Genomic DNA, 21,710 nt, shown 5'->3' on the forward strand with positions numbered 1-21,710 from the left:
AAAATATCAAAATTAAGGTAGATATATGCCCGTTTTCAATGCGAATTACCCTGCATTTGCATATATGTAATACATAAATGAACGTCTTGCCTTTGTTTTATTATTACTTTTGTAGTATACTTTATATATAATACTTTTTTTATCCACAAAAGGAGGTTTTATATGAAAGAACTAAAACAAGCATATTCCAGCATACGCCGCCGCTATACCCCGACAGGCGTATTTTTATCGGCTGCCGGTACGGTCGTTCTGATGGCATTGGCATCTGCCGCCCTGCCCGGGCCGCTGCAAACTCTGACCAATCACCTGAGCTACTCGATCATCAGTCATTTCGGCTGGTACTATTTGCTGTTAGTATCGGCCATCGTAGTACTCTGTCTATTTTTTATACTTACGCCTATGGGCCGCATCCGCTTAGGAAACCCCGGCTCTAAACCGGAATATTCGCGGCTGTCCTGGCTGGCCATGCTCTTTTCTGCCGGCATGGGCATTGGACTCGTCTTTTTCGGCGCGGCGGAGCCCTTGTCTCATTTCGCCGTTGCCACGCCTCAGGCCGAACCGGGAAGCCAGGAAGCGCTGGCCGATGCCCTGCGCTACACCTTCTTCCACTGGGGCATTCACGCCTGGGCGATTTATGCTGTCGTCGCTTTAGCGCTGGCCTATTTTAAATTCCGCAAAAAGGAACCGAGCCTCCTGTCGATGACCTTAAAGCCGTTATTTGGCCGGACAATGGAACGGTTTCCCGGAAAATTGGTAGACTACGTCTGTATTATCACGACAGCCTTAGGCGTCGCCACGACCTTAGGATTTGGAGCGGCGCAGATCGGCAGCGGCCTGCAGTATCTCGTCCAGGTCCCCAACACACTGCAGCTGCAGCTCGGTATCATCGCGGCTGCTACGATACTGTTTCTCCTTTCTGCCGTCTCCGGCGTAGATAAGGGTGTACGCATATTGTCAAACATCAATATCGCCCTGGCCGTCTTTTTAGTCTCCGCGGCCTTATTCTTAGGACCGACAGTACAGATTTTAAACACCTTAGTAGACACGTTAGGCTCGTATCTGCAAAATTTTGTCCGCATGAGCTTCCGCACCGGCGCCTTCAACGCCGTCCGGCAAGAATGGATTGAACAGTGGACGATTTTCTACTGGGCCTGGTGGCTTTCGTGGTCGCCCTTTGTCGGCATGTTTATCGCCCGCATTTCGAAGGGCCGGACAATCCGCGAATTCCTGACCTGCGTACTGCTTATCCCGACGCTTTTCAGCTTTCTCTGGTTTTCCGTATTCGGAATCCTTGCCAGCGAAACCTATGCGGTTTATCCGCAGATCGCCCAGATGCCGTCAGAGCAGGTATTATTCGGCATACTCCAGGCCTACCCGGCCAGTACGGCCCTCTCGGTGATAACCGTATTGCTGCTGTTTATCTTTTTCATCACGTCAGCTGATTCCGCCACCTTTGTGTTGTCCATGCTGTCTGAAAAAGGCAGCCTCGTGCCGCACGACAGCGTAAAAATCGTCTGGGGCCTCTTGGTGTCCCTCATCGCCGGGCTGCTCCTGACTATCGGCGGGCTAGCGGCACTGCAAAACGCCATGATCATCGCGGCCTTCCCCTTTTCCTTTATCGTCATTTTGATGATGATCGCCTTATATATCGAATTGTCCCACGAGCAGCGGGAAATGGGGCTGTATATCAAGCCGGAAACATATCCGCCGAAAAACGCGCCCTTCCGTTCCTATGAAGAGAATTCGTAAAAACAATATATAGCTGCCAAAGGCAAGAGGCTGCATAATCCTTCTTTTGGATCATGCAGCCTCTTTGTGTGTCAGTATTGACAAAATAAACCAATCGGTCTATTCTAGTATCAGATACATTGCGAAGGAAGGTGAAGGAATGAAAAAAGGCGACCAGTCTAAACACCATTTAATCGAATGCGCGGCCCGCCTCTTTTGGCATGACGGCTACAACGCGACGGGAATCAATAAAATTCTTCAAGAGTCAGAGATGACAAAGGGTTCCTTTTATTTCTATTTCAAGACGAAAAAAGAGCTTGCCGCCGCAGTGATTTCCTATTACCAGCAAGTCATTTTCGAGTGGCTTCAGGAACTGTCCCAGGATACGCAGTGGGAGGAATTTGTCCGCCAGTTTTCCTCCCGCATGCTGGAGGACGCCGCCGACGGAAGGCATTACGGCTGTCCCTTCGCCGTCGTCGGCATGGAAATCGCCTTCGCTGAACCCGACATCTCGCCGCGCTACGCCGCTGCCTTAGAAAATGTCGCCGCCTTGTTTCGCCGCGTGCTGGAGCAGTCGGGAATCCCTTCGTCCCATTCATCCACTCTGGCCGACCGCCTGTTTTCTATCTACGAAGGCGAACTGCTGCGATACCGCATCAGCAAAGATTCTATATACATAAACAATCTGGAAGCCCAGCTCATCGGCACGTACCAGGAATACCGCAAAATTCATTCTATATAAGAGGTGATATTATGAGTCGTTCTGCTCTTGCCCAAGCCATCTACGAAACAGCCCTGTCCTGCGGATTTGATAACTGCGGAATCATTCCCATATCGGCCCTGGACGGCTATAAGAAGCGCCTGCAGGAACGGGAAGAAGCCGTTCCCCAAAGCCGGCCCGTTTACCAGGATATAGAACATCTGGCGGCAGTCAGGAAGCTATATCCGTGGGCAAAATCGGTCGTCGTCTGCATCACATGGTTAGGAGCGTACCGCTATCCCCTCTCGCTGCAGGGACTGTACGGCAAGGCCTTCCTCCTGTCTCCCGATACGGTGCCGGACTGCGAAGCCCACCGGCAGAAGCTGCGCTTTGAAGCTTGGCTGGCCGAGCAGGGCCTTCGCTTCGAAGGCGGAGAAACGAACGCTCCGGCCCGCATCATACCGCTACGCTACGCAGCCGTCGCCGCAGGCCTGGGAATTTTCAGAAAAAACAATTTCTTCTACGGGGAAAAGGGCTCCTATTACGAGCTGGAAGGCTATCTCATCGATCAGCTCTGCGAGTACACGCATGAATGCCGGCTGCGCCCCTGCGCCGACAGCTGTACGCTCTGCCAAAAGGCTTGCCGGACAAAGGCCTTGTCCGCGCCGTATACGATGAATCCCCTGTCCTGCACGTCCTTTTGGACGACCTTTGGGCAAGGCGCCGTTCCGCCGCACCTGACGGCAGACCAGTTTACGACCTGGCTATGCGGCTGCGACGCCTGTCAGGACGCCTGCCCTTATAACCGCCACGACTGGAGCCAGGGCAAAGAGTTTCCCGGCTTGCAGGAACTCGAACCGCTGCTGCAGCCGGAAAACATCGTCGCTGCATCGGATACAGTCCTGCGCCGATATGTAATTCCCAAAACAGATCTTCACGTTTCCCCAGACCAGGTACAGACCCTCAGAACGTCGGCATCGCGCGTACTGGAGTATTTAGCGAAAGGAGTAATGCAGCAATGAACATCCTCGTATTAAACGGAAGCCCTAAGGCGCACAGCACGACCTTGGATATGACGAAGGCCTTTCTCAGCGGCCTGTGCCAGACAGAACCGGGACATATCCAATACATTTCATCGTACGACAAGCACGTCAAATACTGCCAGGGCGACCTGTCGTGCTGGTTTCGCCAAGACGGCCAGTGCATCATCCAGGATGACGACATGAACGATATATTGGCCGCCATGAAGGAAAGCGACGTCATCGTCTGGAGCTTCCCTCTCCACTGCCACGGCCTCCCCGCCTCCTTAAAGGCCATATGGGACAGAACCATCGCCTTTTTGAAAATCAACATGACCCAAGGCAAGACGTATGTAGAACACGAACGCACCTTCGACCTGACGGCGAAGAAGCACGTCGTCATCGTCGGCGGCGGATACCCTTATTATCCCGATAATTTTGCCGCCGTAAAAACGCTGATGCAGATATACTTAAAGCATCCGGCCATGGCCTGCATCTGTGAAACGGCCCTGCTGGACGCATCAGCTCCGGAAATTGAGCCGCTGAAAAAGGCATTATTCGCCCGCCTTCACGAAGCCGGCATAGAATACGGCAAAACGGGGCAGCTTTCGGCTGAAACAGTTCGGCAGCTTGAAGCCCCTTTAGTCTCGAACGAAAAATACATTGCCATGATCAACAGCCTCGCGCCGGACAGCAAGGCGCAGTAAAAAAATCCCTGACTCATCCGCATTCAGCAGACAGGTCAGGGATTTTTCTTTCCATGCAGTACGATATATCTATACTAAATAACCGGCCCTACGCAGAAAATATCCATAGAACCAAAGTACCCTAAAGCTTCATTTTTCGTCATCCGGCCCGACAGTACCTCCAGCAGCAGCTTGAAGGCTTCTTCGCCGATTTCTTCGATGTGGCTCTGCCCCAGCAGGATGCGTCCGGCATTCAAATCCATATCGTGCTGCATCCGTTCGTACGTATTGGGATTGCCGCAGATCTTGATGACCGGCATGGACGGGAAGCCCTGCGGCGCGCCCCGGCCCGTAGAAAACATCATGACCTGCGCGCCCGTACAGGCCATGCCGGTCAGAATTTCCGGCTCCCGGCCCGGCGCGTCTTTAATCCACAAGCCCTTCAGGCCATCGGCGCGGTCGCAGTACTCCAGCACGCCCTGAATGGGACGGTGCCCCGATTTTACGATAGCCCCCAGGCTCTTTTCTTCTATGCTGGACAGGCCGCCGGCAATATTTCCCGGCGTCGGCTGGCCGCCCCGCATGTCTTCGCCCACTGATTTAGCCCGTTCTTCCATGCGGTTTACGATGTCGAAAATCTTTTGCCCTACGGGACCGTCGGGCCCGCCGACGGCGCGGTTTGCCAGGATATGTTCGCCGCCGATGAATTCCGTCGTTTCGCCGAAGATGACCGTCCCGCCGAGGTCAACCAGCTTATCGGCCACATAGCCGATGACGGCATTGGAAGCCAGGCCCGACGTCGCGTCGGAAGCGCCGCACTTGATGGACATCATGATTTCCGAGGCGTCGACTTCTTCCCGCTGGCAGCTGGAAATCTCCATAACCATCCGCTGAGCCGCATCGATACCGGCCTGAATGGCCCGCGACGTGCCGCCCAGTTCCTGAATCCGGATGATGTCGACAGGCTTTCCGCAGGCCCGGATTTCCTCTACCATCCGCTCGTGATCCGTCCCTTCGCAGCCGAGGCTGACGATTAAGGCCGCGCCGACGTTCGGGCTTTGTCCCAAGTTGGACAACACGTCGGTTACGCGCTTTAAGTCTATGGGCAGCTGACAACAGCCCTGATGATGAAAATACCCGATCGTTCCCTGAACCTGCCGGCAAATCGCTTGTCCTACGTCGTTGGCGCAGATGACGCTGGGAATGACGGCGACCAGATTGCGTGCCCCTACTTTGCCGTCGGCGCGGCGATAGCCCTGAAATGTATACTTGCTCATACTCATTACCTCCCTGCAATATCTCCTCTGCCGCGGCGCGCTTCTAAGTTGTGGACGTGCACGTAATCGCCCTTTGCAATATCACAGCTGGCCGTCCCGATGCATTCGCCGTACTTCATGATGAAATCGCCCCGATGCAGCTCCTTCAAGGCAATCTTATGACCATAAGGAATATCGTCGTTTACCCGTATAATTTCGGCGTTCCCTTTTTTATCGCGCACTTCGACGTCCATTCCCTTCTGAATACCTTCGGCAAAAATAGTCGCCACGTTATCCAAATCGTCAATCTTTAAAGCTAATTTCAAATCCATAAGCGTCCCTCCTGTCTCGTCTATCAGAACAAACCTTACGTACGCAAAATCCCGCATCACGCTCCCATCTCCAGCAGCAGTCCCTGCAAGCTGCCCTGGCTGCAGCAAATAACCCTTGCCAACCCGCCGCAGCGACGATTGAATTATGCTTAAACCCAGTATATCACTTAAATAATTTATTGTGAACATTATGAACTCATCATATTTTAAATTACTTTTCTGAATTACTATTTATATATGACGTACAGATATCTTATAACATTTTATACTCGACATCGTTTATACATCCTGCCGCAAATAAATCTATACAAAACATACCGCAAAAAAAATAGGACTCACCGTCGTCATTCCAGTGAATCCTATGCATCAGAAATATATGATACCGCGCCGCATAGCCGCCATATCAGCGTCCTTTCTGCAAAAAAGGGCAGAAAAGGAGCAGCCCTCTTTCGCTGCAAGAGCTCGCCCGTCATCTTGACAGGTATGTTTTATGCGCCGGTCATGGTATAATAGTGGCGTTGCTTACCCCATACCGGCAACGGAAAGGGGGAGTGTTTCAATGCCTTTACGATTTTTGGAAGCCGTCGCGGCTAGTGTAGTGGCCTACTACCTATGCAAATGGTTAGACGTGCTTTTGCGTGAGATAAGCAACTAGCCTAGGTGCAGCGTTCACCGTAAAGAACGCCAGAACCCCACAAGGTGGCCTAGACCTTGTGGGGTTCGTTGTGTTTCCATGCCTTTACGGTTCACCTTTAGTATATCAGCACCAATGCCGGGCGTCAATACATCGCCGCGAATATTTCTATTCGTTCGCATTCGCAATACCAGGCGGTGCCCTGCTGTTGCTTTGGTATCCGAATTTCCGACCGCCAACACATTACATGGCCTTAGGCCCAAACATCATTACGGCCAGCGTGTCAAGGATCTTCGGCAGCCGACGGAAGCAAAGCCTTCACTCACGGCGTTGTCGCTTGCGATAAAATCACATAACCGCGCCATATTCGCCTTATTTCCTGCAATAAAAGGACAGAAAAGGAGCACCCCTCTTTCGCTGCAAGGGCTCGCCCGTCATCTTGACGGATATGTTTTATGCGCCGGTCATGATATAATATTGGCGTTACTCTCCCTATACCGGTAACGGAAAGGGGATAAGCAGCATGTACGATTTACTCATATCGTTTTTTGTATCTGTCGGAGCAAATGTAGTTGCCGCCTGCATTTGTAAGTGGCTGGATAGATACCGTTAACAGAGTAACCAGCACATAGCAAGACACCCTGGGAAGTTGCCGCTTCCCAGGGTGTTTTTTACAGCACATTTTACTCATATCGTTACCTATTTGTAGTATATCAGCACCAATGCAGGGAGTCAATACGTTGCCGTGAATCTTCTGTTTCATATTGATTGCTCCATACATCGAACTTCACAAAATGCCGCACATAAAACCATCCTATTTTTTCCCATATCGCAAAAGAGGTTTCACCGTTTTCAAAAACAGTGAAACCTCTTTTTTCTGGTGGAGATAAGCGGGATCGAACCGCTGACCTCTTGAATGCCATTCAAGCGCTCTCCCAGCTGAGCTATACCCCCATGTGTGTTTGACAAGGAGTATTATAGCATAGGGAAACGCATTTTGCAAGGGATTTTTTCCTAATATGTTGAGTCCTTGCATACGATCAACCTGATAGCTCAGCTAGAAGTCAAAGAGGTGGTTTAGCAGCCTCAGAAGTTTTTCAAATCAGACAAAGGCCCACCGCATGCCGACATTCCACTGCCACGGCGTTTCTACATCTCCGCCGAAGGTTTTCACTACGTCGGCATATAGATAGCTGCTGTCGTTCACTTTATAATTAAACCCAAGGCCAGCTTCCCACCACGTATCGCCAATGTCCTGACTGTAGCTGTTGCTCAATCCCTTCAGACTTAAATACGTGTCGGCGCTGCCGGCGAAGTCATGCAGCAAGCTGGCTTTAGCATATATGCTGCCTTTTTTGTCAAAGGCTTTGCCCACTTCAAACCCTACGCGACCTACAGCGCTTTCCAGGCTGTCCTGACGGACGTGAATCCCGTTATTCGTCGTAAAATCTTCTCCGCCGATGCGCATAAGGGTCATCTGAGCCTGCGGCGTGACGTACCAGCCGTCTTTGAGATCAATTTTCCGGCCATATTCGCCGCTGAGGCTCGTTCCCCACATGTCGTAGTCGCCGTGCGTATGGCCTGCTTCGGTGTAAATGTCAAAATCGTTGCTCAATCGTCCCTGTTTCAGCACGATGTCGGCATAGTGTCCATTGCGGCCCAGCCATGTGCCGTACAGGCTCAGGGAGGTGCTGCGGTTTTCGCCCATGCCCTGGGCATACGTCGTTTCGCCGTCGTTATGGCTCACTGCCGCGCCGTAATGCCAGTTTCCACGAGCCCAGTCATATCCAAGCTGGAAGAAATTATACTGGTTTTCATACTGGCTGTCGTAATTAAATTCGCCGCGGCTCATGCGGACCCAGATCCCCTGTCCGCCGTCGCTCTCGCGCAGATCGCCGAGACGCTGGCTCAAGGTGCTGTCTTCCTGCCGCCATGCGACGATAGCCGTTTCGGCAATGTGCTTCATGGCGTCCATGGTCTTCGTTACCCGATTGCCTCCAGTGATATTAGTTACATAGCCCCTATTATTGTTAGTCGTATCAAATAACAAATCGCCGCTTACTTCCGGAGTAATAAGGCCTTCTTTAATTATAACTTTACCATTTAGGTTATTCTTATCTCCATCATAATATACTTTTCCTGCTAATGTATTCAAATTTTCTTTTGCTTTATTAAAATCTAAAGTATTAATAGAAGCATTAGATACGCCAACATTAATAAAAGAATTTTCTATAGCATTACTAATTATAAACGAACTAGTATTTATATTTACTATACCATCTTCATCCGTATTATCAGCTTTAAAAATGACATTACCCACTCCAGAATACTTATTAATAGTAATATCGCCTATATTGCTAGGAGTATCAACATAAATATTTCCCTGATTCATAGTAAGTTTATTAACTTCGCTATATCCAGTAGCACTCCAACTGGCATCATTTTCCAAATTTAAAGTTCCATTCTCGTCCTCAATGCTTCCAGTTAAAACAGAATCAACTGTATTAAGGTTTAAATTGATTGCTCCAGATCCAAAATTATCAACATTTCCATTTATTACAATCCTGTTATTAGTACCCTGATTTACATTTATAACAGAATCATCTTCAGCAGAAATTGCTGCTACATAAGCATCTTCATCATCAGCAACAGCAGTTATGCTACCGCCAGCAAAATTAATTTCACCGTCATTCTGTCCAAGTAAACCTATTGATTTACTATCACTATCGCCGCCAGTGGTTTCTGCTTTAATATCAGCAACTCCCACATTAACAGTACCATTATTAGCAAATATACCTCTGGCTTCTATATTACCAGCACCTTCTGCTTTGGCAATTACATTGCCATTACCCTTTGTTACAGTTGCACCGTCAGCAGCATAAATAGCATTTGCATAACTTGCACCATTACCTGTATTTACAGCTGTTGCAATTACATTGCCATTACCTATTGTAACTGTTGATTCTCCAAACCCTGCGTCAACACCATTTACTAAAGTCACTGATGTAAATTCATTACCTATAGCCGATATTTCTATATCTACATCTCCAGCAACAACTCTGCTGGTATCCCAAGATTTAATACCTGTTGAATAAACTTCTGCGTAATTAGTATTTTCATCAGCAAAAGTATTAGCAGTAGCTTTTATATATCCGTTTCCCATAACAATCTCATTATTGTTGCCTTCAACTGCTAAGCCAGATACATATGAAGATTCTCCTGTTGCAGATATATCTAATTTACTGTTGCCTATCAAAATTTTATTATTGCTTCCTTTTACTGCTACACCATAAGCATTTCCATCAGAAACAGTATCTATTTCCCTAACGATAATGTCACCGCCTTTACTACGGTCTATAGTTTTGTTTGATACATCACTACCCTGAATAGCAATACCAGCAGCAGAATTTCCACCATTACCAGTTACATTAATATTTAAACTGTCTAAAACGGCAATCTTATCCGTATTTGCTGCATTCGTCCAATCTGGATTGGTACCTGAAACAATAATTATTCCATATGCATTTTTAGAATAGTCACCAGTTGTACCATTAGCAGAAACCTTCAATACTGCATTTTCGCCGACATCATAAATATATTCTCTGCCTTCATTAGTCTTAATATCATCATATACTCCAAGATCATCATTACTGCCAAAAAATGGAACCTTATACTCCGCCGCCAAGGCCGTATTAGCCGACAACACGCTTCCAGCCAACAGACACAACAACACCTTATATTTCACTTCTTTTTTCATAGCCTTACCTCCTGATTACGCAAATTCAACTATCAGATTTCATGCACCCTGCCTATTACGGAAACGCAAAAAAAGACAGCATACGGCCATGCTGCCTTACCAGGTGTTCTATATCAGGGCATACGTATCCCGTTGTCATTTGCTGTTCAGAAAGCATTACACGCTTATATTCATACCCCCCCCCCCGTAAATGAATTTGCGCAGACTGCCGGCGTACCACTCCGCCAATTCACATACCGCTTCATATATATTACCTCCTCTCATAGCACGTATTATTATTTATTCTAAGCATATCATTAATCCTGTAAAATTACAACAATTACATTAATAAATTATTGCAAAAAAAGCGCCGAGCTCCAACATATTACATAATATCGCTCAGCGCTTTTTATTATTTTAACTTTATGAATTAAGCCGTATCGTAAAGGTAATCACACCGTCCTTATAGGATACGCCGAGCTTTCCCTTCAAAAGCTGGGCCAGTTCCTCCGCCATGGACAGGCCGATGCCGTAGCCGGCTTTTTGGCTGTTGTGGGACTCGTCGCCGCGGTAAAAGCGCTCGAAGAAGTGAGAGTAATCCATATTGGCTCCGTCGGCGTAGGTATTGGAAATCGCCACGAGAGCGCCTTTCTGCTTTTTCGCCGTCGTCACCGAAACAGCTATGGCGCCGCCGTCGTCGCAGTATTTTACGGCGTTGTCCATGAGGATATTGACGAGGGTATAGAGGCGCTTCGAGTCGGAGCGGACGACGATGCCCGGCGCGATCTCCGTGGAAATCGTCTTTCCCGCCTCCTGGGCCACCATCTGGAACGAATCGGCGACGGACGCCGCGAGTTCCGATACGTTTACGTCTTCCATGACCAGTTCCTGCTTCTGCTCGTCCATTTTGGACAGCATGATGAGGTCGTTGATGAGCTTGGACAGACGCTGCACCTGCTTTAAGATATTTTCCGTCCACTGGCTCTTGCCGCTGATGAGCTCCAATGCTTCCGTATTGGCCGATATGATGGCAATGGGCGTCTTCAGCTCATGGCCGGCGTTGGTAATAAACCGCTTTTGGTTTTCCATATTGCGGATAAACGGTTTAATGGCCAAGTTGCACAGCGCGGCCAAGATGACGACGTACAGGATGATGCATCCCACGCCGAACCACAGGGAATAGCGCATAAAGGTCCTGACGGCAGCGACGTCACGGGTGCAGTCCATGATGACGATGAGATAATCGCCGTTAGGCTGGGGCGTAATCATGTAGCCGTAGCTGGCCTTGTTCTTTTCGAAAAAGCCTTGCGGCTGGCCCTTGGCGACGGTCGTCCTGGCGTATTGTATCGCCTCCTCCTTCGTAAAGGCGGCGATGTTGGCGATATTGATGTCGCGGGCATAGCCTTCGTCGTCGACTAAGATGCTGAAATACCGAAGCTGATAGGAAAAATCCGGCGTATTCTGGGACCAGTCGGTCTCACCGAACCAGCTCGTTTCCTTCGGCGACGTATACAGGGGCACCTTGCCGCCGTTTTGCGAAATATACGACAAGATCGTCTCTACCTGCGCTTCCATGCGCATGTAGCTGATCGTATTGATAAGCCCCAGCGCGCCGGCTACGATGATGACGACGCCGACTGTCGCGACTAAAATAAACTTTCGCCGCAGCTTTTTGATCATGTCCATGACGATGCACCGAACCTCTCCCGCTTATTCTCCTTCGTTTCTCACAATCAGGGAAAAGGCCTTCCCCTTTTCCCCGGCAATCTGGATGTCGGCCTGAATGGCTTCTAATTTTTCCCGCAGGTACGACACGTATATCCAGACGATTTCCTCCGTCACGTCGTCTTCGTCCTTCCAGACGTGGGTGAAAATCGTCTCCGTCGGCAGCTCCTTGCCGGCGTTGAGCATAAAGAATTTCATGAGCCGCGTTTCCTTATTGCCTAGGCGGATGGAGCTTTTGCAGGATAATTCCTGTTCCTCTACGTCCAGCTCGACGGCGCCGACTGAAAGAGCCGACGGCGTAAAAGTCGAGCCGGAGCGCCGCGTCATGGAGCGGATGCGGGCCAGCAGCTCGCCCATGGCGAAGGGCTTCGTCAGATAGTCGTCGGCGCCGGCGTCGAGGCCCGTAATCCTGTCGTCTACTTCGGCCTTCGCCGTCAGCATGATAACCGGCGTCGTATCGCCGCTGCCGCGCAGCTCCTTCAGCGCGCTGACGCCGTCGAGCTTCGGCATCATGATATCGAATATCATGCAGTCGTAGGCGCCGGAGCGGCCTTTTTCCACGGCAGACAGGCCGTCGTACACGGCGTCCACTTCGTATCCCGAATGCTCCAGCACGGCGACCAGGGCCATGGACATGGCTTTTTCGTCTTCTGCCAGTAATAGTTTCATTTCGTATACTCTCCTTTAATGGTCTGCGTGAATCAGATTCCGAATCGTCTGCATGGACAAGTCGCAGGCCGCCAGTTCGTCGGCGCAGCGCTTCAATTCCCGGACGATCATTTCGGGATTCTTAATATCGTGCTTGTATTTCATCTGGTGCTCCAAACTGGCCCACGAATCCATGGCAATCGTCCGCAGCTGGATTTCTGCAAAAAAATGGCCGGGATTATTTCCTTCTACGTCTTCATAAGGAGCCTCGATATCGATAATCATATGATAACTGCGATAGCCGTTGGGCTTCACATTTTGGATGTAATCCTTTTCTTCGACGACGCGGACACCTGATATCGCCTTGATGCACTCAATATTCCTATAGATGTCGTCGAGAAAGCAGCAGACGATACGCAGACCAATGGCGTCGTGAATATCATGCAAGGCAGAATATGCCGTCTGCGGCAAGCCCTTGCGCAGGCATTTTTCCATCATGCTGTCCGGCGACTTGATGCGGTACAATAAATGCTCGTAAGCCGCTTCGCCGCTTTTTTCCTTGATGTCATCGCTGTAAGCCTGAATGCGTTCGACCAGCTCATCCATGACGCGCTGCAGAGACGGCCCGTAGGAACCATATATAGTCGATGTCCAATCCATGTGTTTCACCTGATTTCTATAAAAAGAATGTAGCACAGCTGTTTTTATATTATACCATAGGTCCGCCCAGTCCGTCCTGCCAAAAGAGAAAAGCGCATGGCCGCGCCGTATCGTACCGGCAGCGTCCATGCGCTCTGTATGGTGGTTGTATTATCGTTCCATAAAGGCCTTCAGCTGCTCCGGATAGGGCAGGCCTTCGTTGTCGCCGCGGCTCATGACCTGAATGGCGCCGATTGCCGTGCCGCGACGGACGGCTTCTTTCAGAGGCATACCTTCCATGAGGGCCGTAATGACGCCGGCGGCAAAGCCGTCGCCTGCGCCGACCGTATCGACGACGGTTTCGACCTTAAAGCCAGGAACCATGTATTCCTCGTCTTTCGTCGAAACGAAGGCCCCGTCGCCGCCGCACTTTGTCACGACGGCTTTCGCGCCGTTCTGCAAATAAAATGCGTTGATTTCCTTCGGATCATCGCTGCCCATGAGGATCTTGCCTTCAGCTGTACCGGGCAGAACCATGTCGGCCTTAGCGGCCAGCCGGTTCAGCGTCTGCACCATGACGTCCTGGCTGGGCCAGAGCTGCGGGCGAAGGTTGGGGTCGAAGCTGATGAACAGTCCTGCTTCGCGGGCCTTATCGAACATGAGGTCGACAGCTTCCCGCGTCGAATCCGACAAAGCCGGCAAAATTCCCGTGACATGAAGGTGCGTATACTCGGAAAACTGAATTTTTTCCACGTCTTCGACAGACAAGGTCGACGCGGCGGAACCGGCGCGGAAATAGAAAATATCCGGGTCGCCTTCGCTGACGCGGCTTTTCAGCATAAAGCCCGTTTTTTTGTCGTCGCTCCACGTCACGAATTCGCTGCCGATGCCGTTGGCCGTCAGCACGTGAATAATGCGCTGTCCGAAGGGATCCTTCCCCAACTTCGTCATGTACGTAACGCGATGGCCCAGACGAGCCGCTCCTACGGCTACGTTGAATTCCGCTCCGGCAACGGCCAGGTCATAGCCGCTGACGCTGTCCAGAGAGCCTTCGCTCTGCGCGATGAGGAGCCCCATCGGTTCGCCCGCTAAAATTAATCCAGTCTTCATCACCTTCACACCTTTCGTCAGTATAGAATAGGCCGCAACGCAATAGATATTTTATGAAAGCGCTACCGCAAATAAAGCAAAAAATACTCTTGATTTCCTGATACACTTCCCAGTGTGTTTCACACTAAAAAGCTGATGAACAAGCTCATTATATCTCATATTTATATCTTCTGCAATATATTTCACCATATAGTAAACGCATACATAGTACCGGTTTATTTACTCTAAGGCAACGATATTTGTGTTTCAATTGCGAAAGCGTTTACACACGATGTATTTCATTCAAAACAACACCTCGATGCCTTGCCGCGTAGAATTATAAAAAAATACCGCATGTTCCCGTACATACGATTCGGAACATGCGGTATTTGCATATATCAGCGGATTATCTGAATGGCCTGCCGCGCCATGACGGCATAGCCTGCTTCATTGGGGTGAACGCCGTCGGCGTACAGGTTCGTCTGGCCTTCTTGTTCTGCCTGCAGCATTGCGCCGTAAAAGTCGACGGCAGTGAAATGGTATTGTTGGGCCAGCTGCAGCAGCCATTGGCGGTGGCTGCGCAGGGCTTCGTTGTGACGGGTTACGTCATGTCTTCCCTGCCAGCCGAACAGGGCGCTTTCCGCCTTGGTCAGGATGGGCACGCCGACATACACAGCTTTTTTCTCACGCTGAAAAAGACAGGCGACGGCTTCCAGGTTTTGTCTTATCCGGTCCGGCGAAATATCCATGAGGATATCGTTGGAGCCGCCCATAAAGAAGAAGGCGTCGAACGAGTCCAGCTTCATGCGCTGGGCCCGGTACAGCATGCCGCCCGTCGTATCGCCGCACAGGCCTTCGTTGCAGACGGAAATCCCCTTTTCCTTCGCCAGTCTTGTCGTCCAGCGGCAGCCGCAGGCGACGTCATAGCCGTAGGTCAGGCTGTCGCCCAAACATAACAACTTCATAGGCTCTTCCTTTCTCAGATCTTCATCTGCCGCAGCGAATCCACAGCCGCTTCCGTCGAAACCCAGGGAACAGGGAAGGTGCATCCCGCCTTTTCCAAATCGAGCTGGCAGGCGAATACCTGAGGAATGGCCGATTTATATATGTCGTGGTCGTACATATAGCGCAGCGTCGTTTCTACGTCGGCGTCGCAGACGATTTTCCCCTCGTCGAGGAGCACCAGCCGGTTGGCGTACGGCAGTGCCGCTTCCAGAGAATGCTCGATGACCACGATAGTGTGGCCGTACTTGACGTTGAGTTCGTGGATGAGCTCATAAAAGGCGTGGGTGCCTTCCGGATCGAGGGCCGATGTCGGTTCGTCGAACACGAGGATATCCGGGTTGGTCGCCAATACGCCGGCAATGACCAGCCGCTGGCGCTGGCCGCCGGACAAATTGCTGAGCGGACGATGGCGGTACGGCGTCATGCTGACCTTTTCCAGGGCTTCCGTAATGGCCGCTTCGATTTTTTCCGGCGCGACGCCTTTATTTTCCAGGCTGAAAGCGATTTCTTCTTCTACGGTCATGGCGACGAGCTGGCTGTCGTAGTCGTCGAGCATCGCGCCGACGCGGCCGGCCAGATCGGAAATCGTCGTCTGGGTCGTAGCCTTGCCGTCGACGTATACCATGCCCTTCATGACGCCGCCGAAATAATGGGGAATGGCGCCGGTCATGGCCATGCACAGGGAGCTCTTGCCGCTGCCGCTCTCGCCGGTCACGACGAGGAAGTCGCCCTTGTGCAGCACCATGGAAACGTCGTCCAGGACGGGCTGCTTCCGCTTATTGTAGATGTATGTCAGATGCTCGATGGAAATGAGCCCCTCCTGAGAGGGCTTTAAGTCGTACATGCTGTGGTCTGAAGCCACTTCCTGCTCTTCCAGCGAATCGAGGATGCCCCGGGCCACGAACAGCCGCAGGGCCGGGAAATACATGACCGGCGTGACGACGGCGTTCAGCAGGCCGATAACCACGACCAGGGGCAGCATGCCGGCGAAGTAGACGCTGTTCGGCAGGCCCATGACAATCTTCAAAATGGTGACGAAGATACCGCCGCTCATACAGGTCGCGGCAAAGCCGGTCAGCACGGGAAGGCACGAATGGCCTTTGATTTTTATAAACGACAGATTCTTTACGATAAACGTACAGGTCAGGGCGCCCATGGGCTCGCTGATGAGGTTGCCGTAGGGAAATCCCGATTTCGACGTCAGCACGTTGACTAGGGCGGCGACGAGGCCGATGCCCACGGCCTGCCGGTACGAGGGCTTGGTCAGGCAGATGGCGACGCAGTACGTGGCGATCGTCCAGTTCGGCGTAATGCCGCCGACGCTGGGCGATACGAGATGAAGTATCGTGCCGATGGCCAGCATGAGCGTCGTAATGGTAATCCAGCGGAACTGTCCGCCCTGGCGGTGGTGAAATTCCAACGCGGCAATATCTTCTACTTGTTTCATACCTGTTCCTCCTTATACCAATCCATGAAGCCGCATGTACACGACAACGCAACTGACCGCCGCCATGACGGCCATGACGGCGTAATCCCTTCCCTTAGGCCGGACGTTGCTCATAAAGCTGTGCTCGCTGCTGCCGAAGCCGCGCAGCTCCAGGCTTAAAGCCATCGTTTCCGACCGTCCCAGAGACTTGAGCATGAGCGGCTGGATGACGCTCATATAGTGGATCATCTTCTTGACGACGTTGCCCTTCGTAGACAGGCCGCGGCAGGCCTGAGCCTCCTGAACGGCCTTGCTTTCGGCGATAAAATCGGGGACAAAGCGCAGGGCCGCCGTAAACATAAAGGCGTATTCATAGGGAATTTTTACCTGCTTGACCAGAGCCGCCGTCAAATCCTGCAGCCGCGTCGTCGTCAGCAAGATGATGAATACGACGGTCATGGCCATCATGCGCAGGCCCGTGATATACGCCGATTCGAGGGAACCGCCGCCGACGAGCTGGACCAGCCCGAGAAAGACGGCGAAGACGGCCAGGCTGCATACGGCCTTGAGATTGCGGCTCAGGCTGCCGCACATCGCCAGCAGCAACAGCTCCGCCGCCACGAGGACGACGAGGGGGGCCGTCGTGTTGATGACCAAGGCCCAAAAGGAAAAGGCAAAGGTGCCAATTAATTTCGTAATCGGTACAAATCGCTTCATCATCGGTTCCCTCCTATACGCCGCAGCATTTCTTCCGTAAATTCCTGCATCGACCGGCAGTATTTCATGCCCGGCACGGCCATGGACAGGGCCACCGACTCGGGGCGGCTCAAGCCCAAATCGTACAGGTCCTTGCGCTGCGTAAACAGCTCCTGCGGCGTGCCGTCGAAGGCCTTCGTATGGTTGCCGATGACGATAACCCGCTGGCAGTATTGGGCGAATATATCCATATCATGAGAAATGATGAGGATGGTCATGCCCTTTTTATTCAGGTCGGTCAGCAGCTCCATGAGCATTTTCTTATCGGCGCTGTCCTGCCCGCTCGTCGGTTCGTCCAAGATGATGCAGCTCGTGTGCATGGCAATGGCCGAGGCGATGGCTACGCGCTGCTTTTCGCCGCGGTTGAGGTTCGGCGGATAGGCCTTGGCCAAATGGGACAGTCCCGTCATAGCCAACGCCTCGGCGACGGCCGCGGCCGCCTCGTCCCGGCTCATGCCCAGCTGCTGCGGGCCGTAGGCCACTTCATCCTCGACGGTCGAGCGGAACATCTGCCGTTCAGGCCGCTGAAATACGTAGCCGATGTAGTGGCTGCGGGCCGACGCGTCGTCGTCATTGATGACTGCGCCGTCATGAAGGATTTCTCCCGATACGGGCTTTTCCAATCCCATGAGCAGGCGCGTCACCGTCGTCTTGCCGCAGCCGTTGCGGCCGCCCAGGCCGATGAACTCGCCCGGTCCGATTCGTATATTAATATGTTCTAATACGGGCACGCCGTTTCCATAATTAAAACAGACATCCTTAAACTCCAGCATTAGGTTTCCTCCTATGTATATGCACAAAAAAAGCCTTTCATCCCCTTGTGTTCAGGGACGAAAAGCTTATGTTACTGTTTCCGCGGTGCCACCCAAATTGGCTGTCTCCAGCCCAGCTCTACATGTACGGCCTATGCGATACACGCTTCTTTGATATCGGTGGAAATACACCGGCAGGCCCTACTAGTCGCCGTTCAGGCCGCGTCTCCCGAATCCATTCCATAGGCTGATCTGGGCCGAACTCCCACTGCCATCGGCTCGCTGCTCCTGTCGCTGCATATGTACTCGTTTCGTTCATAGACTTTATTTATAAAATTAATATAAGTATACCTGAAATTCGCCTCTTGTCAATACCACGCGGCTATTACCGGCCGGGATAGTAGTTTACGACGAGAAAGCGGAGCAATGTCTGCTGCCGATTGGCGTACGTATGGCGAACCGAAGGATCGAACAGGATGGCGTCGCCGGCTTGAATGGAATAGGTCTGCTCGCCGGCCTGCAGCTCCAGCTCCCCGTCGATGACATATACGTACTCCTGCGACGTATCTAAATGGCCGATTGATTCGTTCGACGAATTTCCGTCGAGCTCGCAGTAAAACAGCTCGAAGTTTCGCGTCGGCGTATTTTTAAAATAGCTGTAAATGCGGTAATGGCCCTGCTCGCCGTCCAGCATCGGCGCGTCTTCCTTCCGGATGATCGTCGTGTCGGCGTCTATTTCGGCCATCAGCTGCGTATACGGCACGTTCAGGCCCTTCGCCAGCTTCCACAGCGTATTGATAGTTGGATTGCTGCCGCCCTTTTCGATTTCCGATACCATCGCCTTGCTGACGCCGGCCGCCTTCGCCAGCTGGCCCTGGGTCAAATTCCGCTCTTGGCGCAATTTTTTCAAGTTCCACGCAATTATATTTCCTAGTTCCATAAATTTCTCCTCTATTGACAAATATATTGGACAAATTGTAAAATAAATTTATCGCCATGCTGATATATTGGTCTTATGTTAATCATATCGTATCTATTCGCAGCACGCAAGAAAAGGAGTTGATTTTTCATGAAACGCAAGGCCTTTCAGGCCGCCCTGCCCTATACGCTGCCGATTTTTATAGGCTTCCTGTTTATCGGCCTGTCCTACGGATTTCTCATGACCAGCAAGGGATTTTCCGTCTTCTATCCCATCGCTATGAGCATCGTCATCTACGCCGGCGCGATGCAGTTCGTCGCCGTATCGCTCCTGCTGTCGACCTTTTCCCCCCTCTACGCCCTGCTGCTGACCCTCATGGTCAACGCCCGCCATCTGTTTTACGGCATCGCTATGCTGGAAAAATACAGCGGCGCCGGCTGGAAGAAATGGTATCTCATCTTCGGCATGTGCGACGAAACCTTTTCCATTAATTGCACCGTCGAACCGCCGGCCGGCGTCGATACGGACTGGTTCCGCTTCTTCGTCACCGGACTGAACCACCTGTACTGGGTCGCCAGCACGGCCTTAGGCGCCTTTCTGGGAGCCTACGTCCACTTCGATACGACGGGCATCGAATTCGTCATGACCGCCCTGTTCGTCGTCTTATTCCTCGGCCAGTGGGAACGCCGGGAAGCGCGGCGCTCCGCCGTCACCGGCCTGGGCTGCGCCCTTCTCGCCTTAGTCATCTTCGGCGGCAGCCAGTTCATCATCCCGGCGATGCTCCTGATTACCTGGAGCCTGCTGTGGAAAAAGAAATTCTATATGCCTAAGGAGGAACAGCCATGACTATGACGCCCCTTGAAATGCTGGCCACCATCGGCGCCGTCGCCCTGGGAACCATGATAACCCGATTTCTTCCCTTCGTCGTCTTTTCCAAGGGCAATCCGCCGGCCTTCATCTCCTATTTAGGCCGGGTGCTGCCGCCGGCGGCCATCGGCCTGCTCGTCGTCTATTGCCTGAAAGACGCCGTGTTTACGTCCTACCACGCCCTGCCGGAGCTCGTCGCCATCGCCCTGGTCGTCATCCTTCACAAATGGCGCGGCAGCATGTTTCTGAGCATTGGCGGCGGCACGGCCTTTTACATGTTTCTCGTCCAAGTCGTCTTTCGCTGAGGCAAGCCGTCCGGCTCATGCCGGCATATGCCGCCTGCAGCGATTGCATCATATTCAGTCATCTAAGGAGGAAGATATCCCATGAACAGAGAAGAAGCCCTTCACTTACTCCGCAAATACAACGGAGAGCCCTTTCACATCCTGCACGCCCTGACTGTCGAAGGCGTCATGCGCTGGTACGCCGACGAGCTCGGCTACGGCGAGGAAAAAGAATACTGGGGCCTGGTCGGCCTGCTCCACGACGTAGATTTTGAAAAGTATCCCGACCAGCACTGCCAAAAAGCGCCGGAGCTGTTGAAGGAAATCGGAGCCAGCGACGCCTTCATCCATTCCGTCGTCTGCCACGGCTACGGCCTCTGCTCCGACGTAGAACCAGAGCATGAAATGGAAAAGGTCCTGTTCGCCGCCGACGAGCTGACCGGCCTCATTTGGGCCGCCGCCAAGATGCGCCCGTCGAAAAGCACGCAGGACATGGAAGTAAAGAGCATCAAGAAAAAATTCAAGGACAAGAGCTTCGCCGCCGGCTGCTCCCGCGACGTCATCCGGCAGGGGGCGGAACGCCTGGGCTGGGAATTGCCCGAATTATTTGAAAAGACCATATTAGCCATGCGTTCGTGCGAAGAATCGGTGCGCAGCGAATGCTTTGCCCTGACAGGCGTCCGGGAATAGCCGCCGCCCTCCTGAATCATACCGCCAAGACAGGTCATATTTCCTATAGGTTTTATGGCCTGTCTTGTGTTATAATGGGTGCTATGAATATTGCAGAAAGCAGTTTGAAAAGGTTAGAAAGGAGCTTTGATACATGAACGCAGTATTCGTAGACTTTGAAATGAACCCTATCGGACGGAGCCAGAAGGAAGCGCGCCGCATCTGCAAGGGAGAAATCATCGAAATAGGCGCCGTCAAGATCAACGAGGACGGCGAAGAAATAGGGTCGTATAAAGAATACGTCCGGCCGGAATACGCCACGGAAATGAACGCCACCTGTCAGGAACTGACGGGCATCACCATGGACATGCTCGCCGACGCGCCCCATTTCAGCCAGGCCTTTGCCCATTTTCTCAGCTGGTGCCGCGACTCGAACGGCAACGACTACGAAATGTACGCCTGGAGCGAAAACGACTGGCGGCAGCTGACCTGCGAAATGCGGCTGAAAAAGCTGGACATGGCCGACGAGGACATCCGCTGGATGCTCGACCACTGGCAAAACTTCCAGCAGATTTACTGCAACCTGCTGGGGCTGGACAACGTCATTTCCCTGGACAAGGCCGTCAGTACCCTAGGAGAAACCTTCGACGGCCAGATGCACGACGCCCTGTGGGACGCCCGCAACACGTCGAAGCTGTACGTCCTGTCCAAGAAGAAGGACGAATTCCGCGACATTATGCAGCCGATTATCGACGCGACCAAGCCTGCGGAACCGCTGACCTTCTCCTTGGCCGACGCCTTCCGCGCCGCCATCCGAAAATAATCATTGCAGAAAGAAAG

General features: G+C 52.0%; 20 protein-coding genes and 1 tRNA gene. 8 read left to right on the top strand and 13 right to left on the bottom strand.

The features are described from left to right. The first annotated feature begins 162 nt into the window (after nt 1–162). The 4 genes from E0L13_RS03160 (at nt 163) to E0L13_RS03175 (ending at nt 4,154) form a co-directional block, all read left to right on the top strand. Complete coding sequence (locus E0L13_RS03160; protein WP_168060269.1) at nt 163–1,749, top strand: BCCT family transporter; 1,587 nt, start codon at nt 163–165, stop codon at nt 1,747–1,749. Nucleotides 1,750–1,888: 139 nt separating this feature from the next. Continuing rightward, nucleotides 1,889–2,470: a TetR/AcrR family transcriptional regulator gene (locus tag E0L13_RS03165; protein ID WP_168060271.1), complete on the top strand. Its 582-nt coding sequence runs from the start codon at nt 1,889–1,891 to the stop codon at nt 2,468–2,470. An 11-nt stretch (nt 2,471–2,481) separates the two neighbouring features. Continuing rightward, nucleotides 2,482–3,450, top strand: coding sequence for an epoxyqueuosine reductase (locus tag E0L13_RS03170; protein ID WP_168060273.1), 969 nt, complete (start codon nt 2,482–2,484; stop codon nt 3,448–3,450). Continuing rightward, the gene (locus E0L13_RS03175) at nt 3,447–4,154 is read left to right on the top strand and encodes a flavodoxin family protein (RefSeq protein WP_168060275.1); all 708 of its coding nucleotides are present in this window, start codon (nt 3,447–3,449) and stop codon (nt 4,152–4,154) included. Before E0L13_RS03170 ends, E0L13_RS03175 begins: the two co-directional genes overlap by 4 nt. A gap of 74 nt (nt 4,155–4,228) precedes the next feature. Here the strand turns inward: E0L13_RS03175 and E0L13_RS03180 are convergent, their stop codons facing one another. The 13 genes from E0L13_RS03180 to E0L13_RS03240 form a co-directional block, all read right to left on the bottom strand. Next, nucleotides 4,229–5,410, bottom strand: coding sequence for a UxaA family hydrolase (locus tag E0L13_RS03180; protein ID WP_087478197.1), 1,182 nt, complete (start codon nt 5,408–5,410; stop codon nt 4,229–4,231). Between the two features lie 5 nt (nt 5,411–5,415). Next, the gene (locus E0L13_RS03185; protein ID WP_087478196.1) at nt 5,416–5,721 is read right to left on the bottom strand and encodes a UxaA family hydrolase; all 306 of its coding nucleotides are present in this window, start codon (nt 5,719–5,721) and stop codon (nt 5,416–5,418) included. A gap of 1,512 nt (nt 5,722–7,233) precedes the next feature. Continuing rightward, nucleotides 7,234–7,309, bottom strand: a tRNA-Ala gene (locus E0L13_RS03190). A gap of 148 nt (nt 7,310–7,457) precedes the next feature. After that, nucleotides 7,458–10,112, bottom strand: coding sequence for an autotransporter outer membrane beta-barrel domain-containing protein (locus E0L13_RS03195; protein WP_168060277.1), 2,655 nt, complete (start codon nt 10,110–10,112; stop codon nt 7,458–7,460). A 402-nt stretch (nt 10,113–10,514) separates the two neighbouring features. Next, nucleotides 10,515–11,777, bottom strand: coding sequence for a HAMP domain-containing sensor histidine kinase (locus E0L13_RS03200; protein ID WP_168060279.1), 1,263 nt, complete (start codon nt 11,775–11,777; stop codon nt 10,515–10,517). 24 nt (nt 11,778–11,801) lie between these two features. Then, nucleotides 11,802–12,485 (bottom strand): response regulator transcription factor, encoded by a 684-nt coding sequence (locus E0L13_RS03205; RefSeq protein WP_168060281.1) that lies wholly within the window; start codon nt 12,483–12,485, stop codon nt 11,802–11,804. A gap of 15 nt (nt 12,486–12,500) precedes the next feature. After that, on the bottom strand, nt 12,501–13,124 hold the full coding sequence (locus tag E0L13_RS03210; RefSeq protein ID WP_168060283.1) for a GTP pyrophosphokinase family protein: 624 nt from the start codon (nt 13,122–13,124) through the stop codon (nt 12,501–12,503). Nucleotides 13,125–13,274: 150 nt separating this feature from the next. Beyond that, nucleotides 13,275–14,213 carry a sugar kinase gene (locus tag E0L13_RS03215; RefSeq protein WP_168060285.1) on the bottom strand — a complete coding sequence of 313 codons (939 nt, stop codon included), beginning with the start codon at nt 14,211–14,213 and terminating at the stop codon, nt 13,275–13,277. Between the two features lie 377 nt (nt 14,214–14,590). After that, nucleotides 14,591–15,157, bottom strand: a complete 567-nt coding sequence (locus E0L13_RS03220; RefSeq protein ID WP_107196751.1) for a GDSL-type esterase/lipase family protein — start codon at nt 15,155–15,157, stop codon at nt 14,591–14,593. A gap of 14 nt (nt 15,158–15,171) precedes the next feature. Then, entirely contained in the window at nt 15,172–16,644 is a 1,473-nt protein-coding gene (locus E0L13_RS03225; protein ID WP_087477565.1) for a tryptophan transporter, read from the bottom strand. A 12-nt stretch (nt 16,645–16,656) separates the two neighbouring features. Then, entirely contained in the window at nt 16,657–17,340 is a 684-nt protein-coding gene (locus tag E0L13_RS03230; protein ID WP_162860325.1) for an energy-coupling factor transporter transmembrane component T, read from the bottom strand. Beyond that, nucleotides 17,340–18,152, bottom strand: coding sequence for an ABC transporter ATP-binding protein (locus E0L13_RS03235; protein ID WP_168060287.1), 813 nt, complete (start codon nt 18,150–18,152; stop codon nt 17,340–17,342). Before E0L13_RS03235 ends, E0L13_RS03230 begins: the two co-directional genes overlap by 1 nt. Before the next feature lie 364 nt (nt 18,153–18,516). Beyond that, nucleotides 18,517–19,071: an XRE family transcriptional regulator gene (locus tag E0L13_RS03240; protein ID WP_168060289.1), complete on the bottom strand. Its 555-nt coding sequence runs from the start codon at nt 19,069–19,071 to the stop codon at nt 18,517–18,519. 129 nt (nt 19,072–19,200) lie between these two features. Here E0L13_RS03240 and E0L13_RS03245 point away from each other — a divergent pair, with 129 nt between their 5' ends. The 4 genes from E0L13_RS03245 to E0L13_RS03260 all read left to right on the top strand — a co-directional run bounded on the left by E0L13_RS03245 (nt 19,201) and on the right by E0L13_RS03260 (nt 21,693). Continuing rightward, complete coding sequence (locus E0L13_RS03245; protein ID WP_168060291.1) at nt 19,201–19,896, top strand: AzlC family ABC transporter permease; 696 nt, start codon at nt 19,201–19,203, stop codon at nt 19,894–19,896. Continuing rightward, nucleotides 19,893–20,222 carry a branched-chain amino acid transporter permease gene (locus E0L13_RS03250; protein WP_168060293.1) on the top strand — a complete coding sequence of 110 codons (330 nt, stop codon included), beginning with the start codon at nt 19,893–19,895 and terminating at the stop codon, nt 20,220–20,222. The genes E0L13_RS03245 and E0L13_RS03250 overlap by 4 nt, the downstream gene beginning before the upstream one ends. Before the next feature lie 81 nt (nt 20,223–20,303). After that, nucleotides 20,304–20,891 carry a hydrolase gene (locus E0L13_RS03255; protein ID WP_168060295.1) on the top strand — a complete coding sequence of 196 codons (588 nt, stop codon included), beginning with the start codon at nt 20,304–20,306 and terminating at the stop codon, nt 20,889–20,891. 133 nt (nt 20,892–21,024) lie between these two features. Beyond that, entirely contained in the window at nt 21,025–21,693 is a 669-nt protein-coding gene (locus E0L13_RS03260) for a 3'-5' exonuclease (protein WP_107196749.1), read from the top strand. Nucleotides 21,694–21,710: the final 17 nt, after the last annotated feature.

This window comes from Megasphaera sp. SW808 (genome assembly GCF_012027795.1).
GTDB classification, from domain to species: Bacteria; Bacillota; Negativicutes; order Veillonellales; family Megasphaeraceae; genus Megasphaera; species Megasphaera stantonii.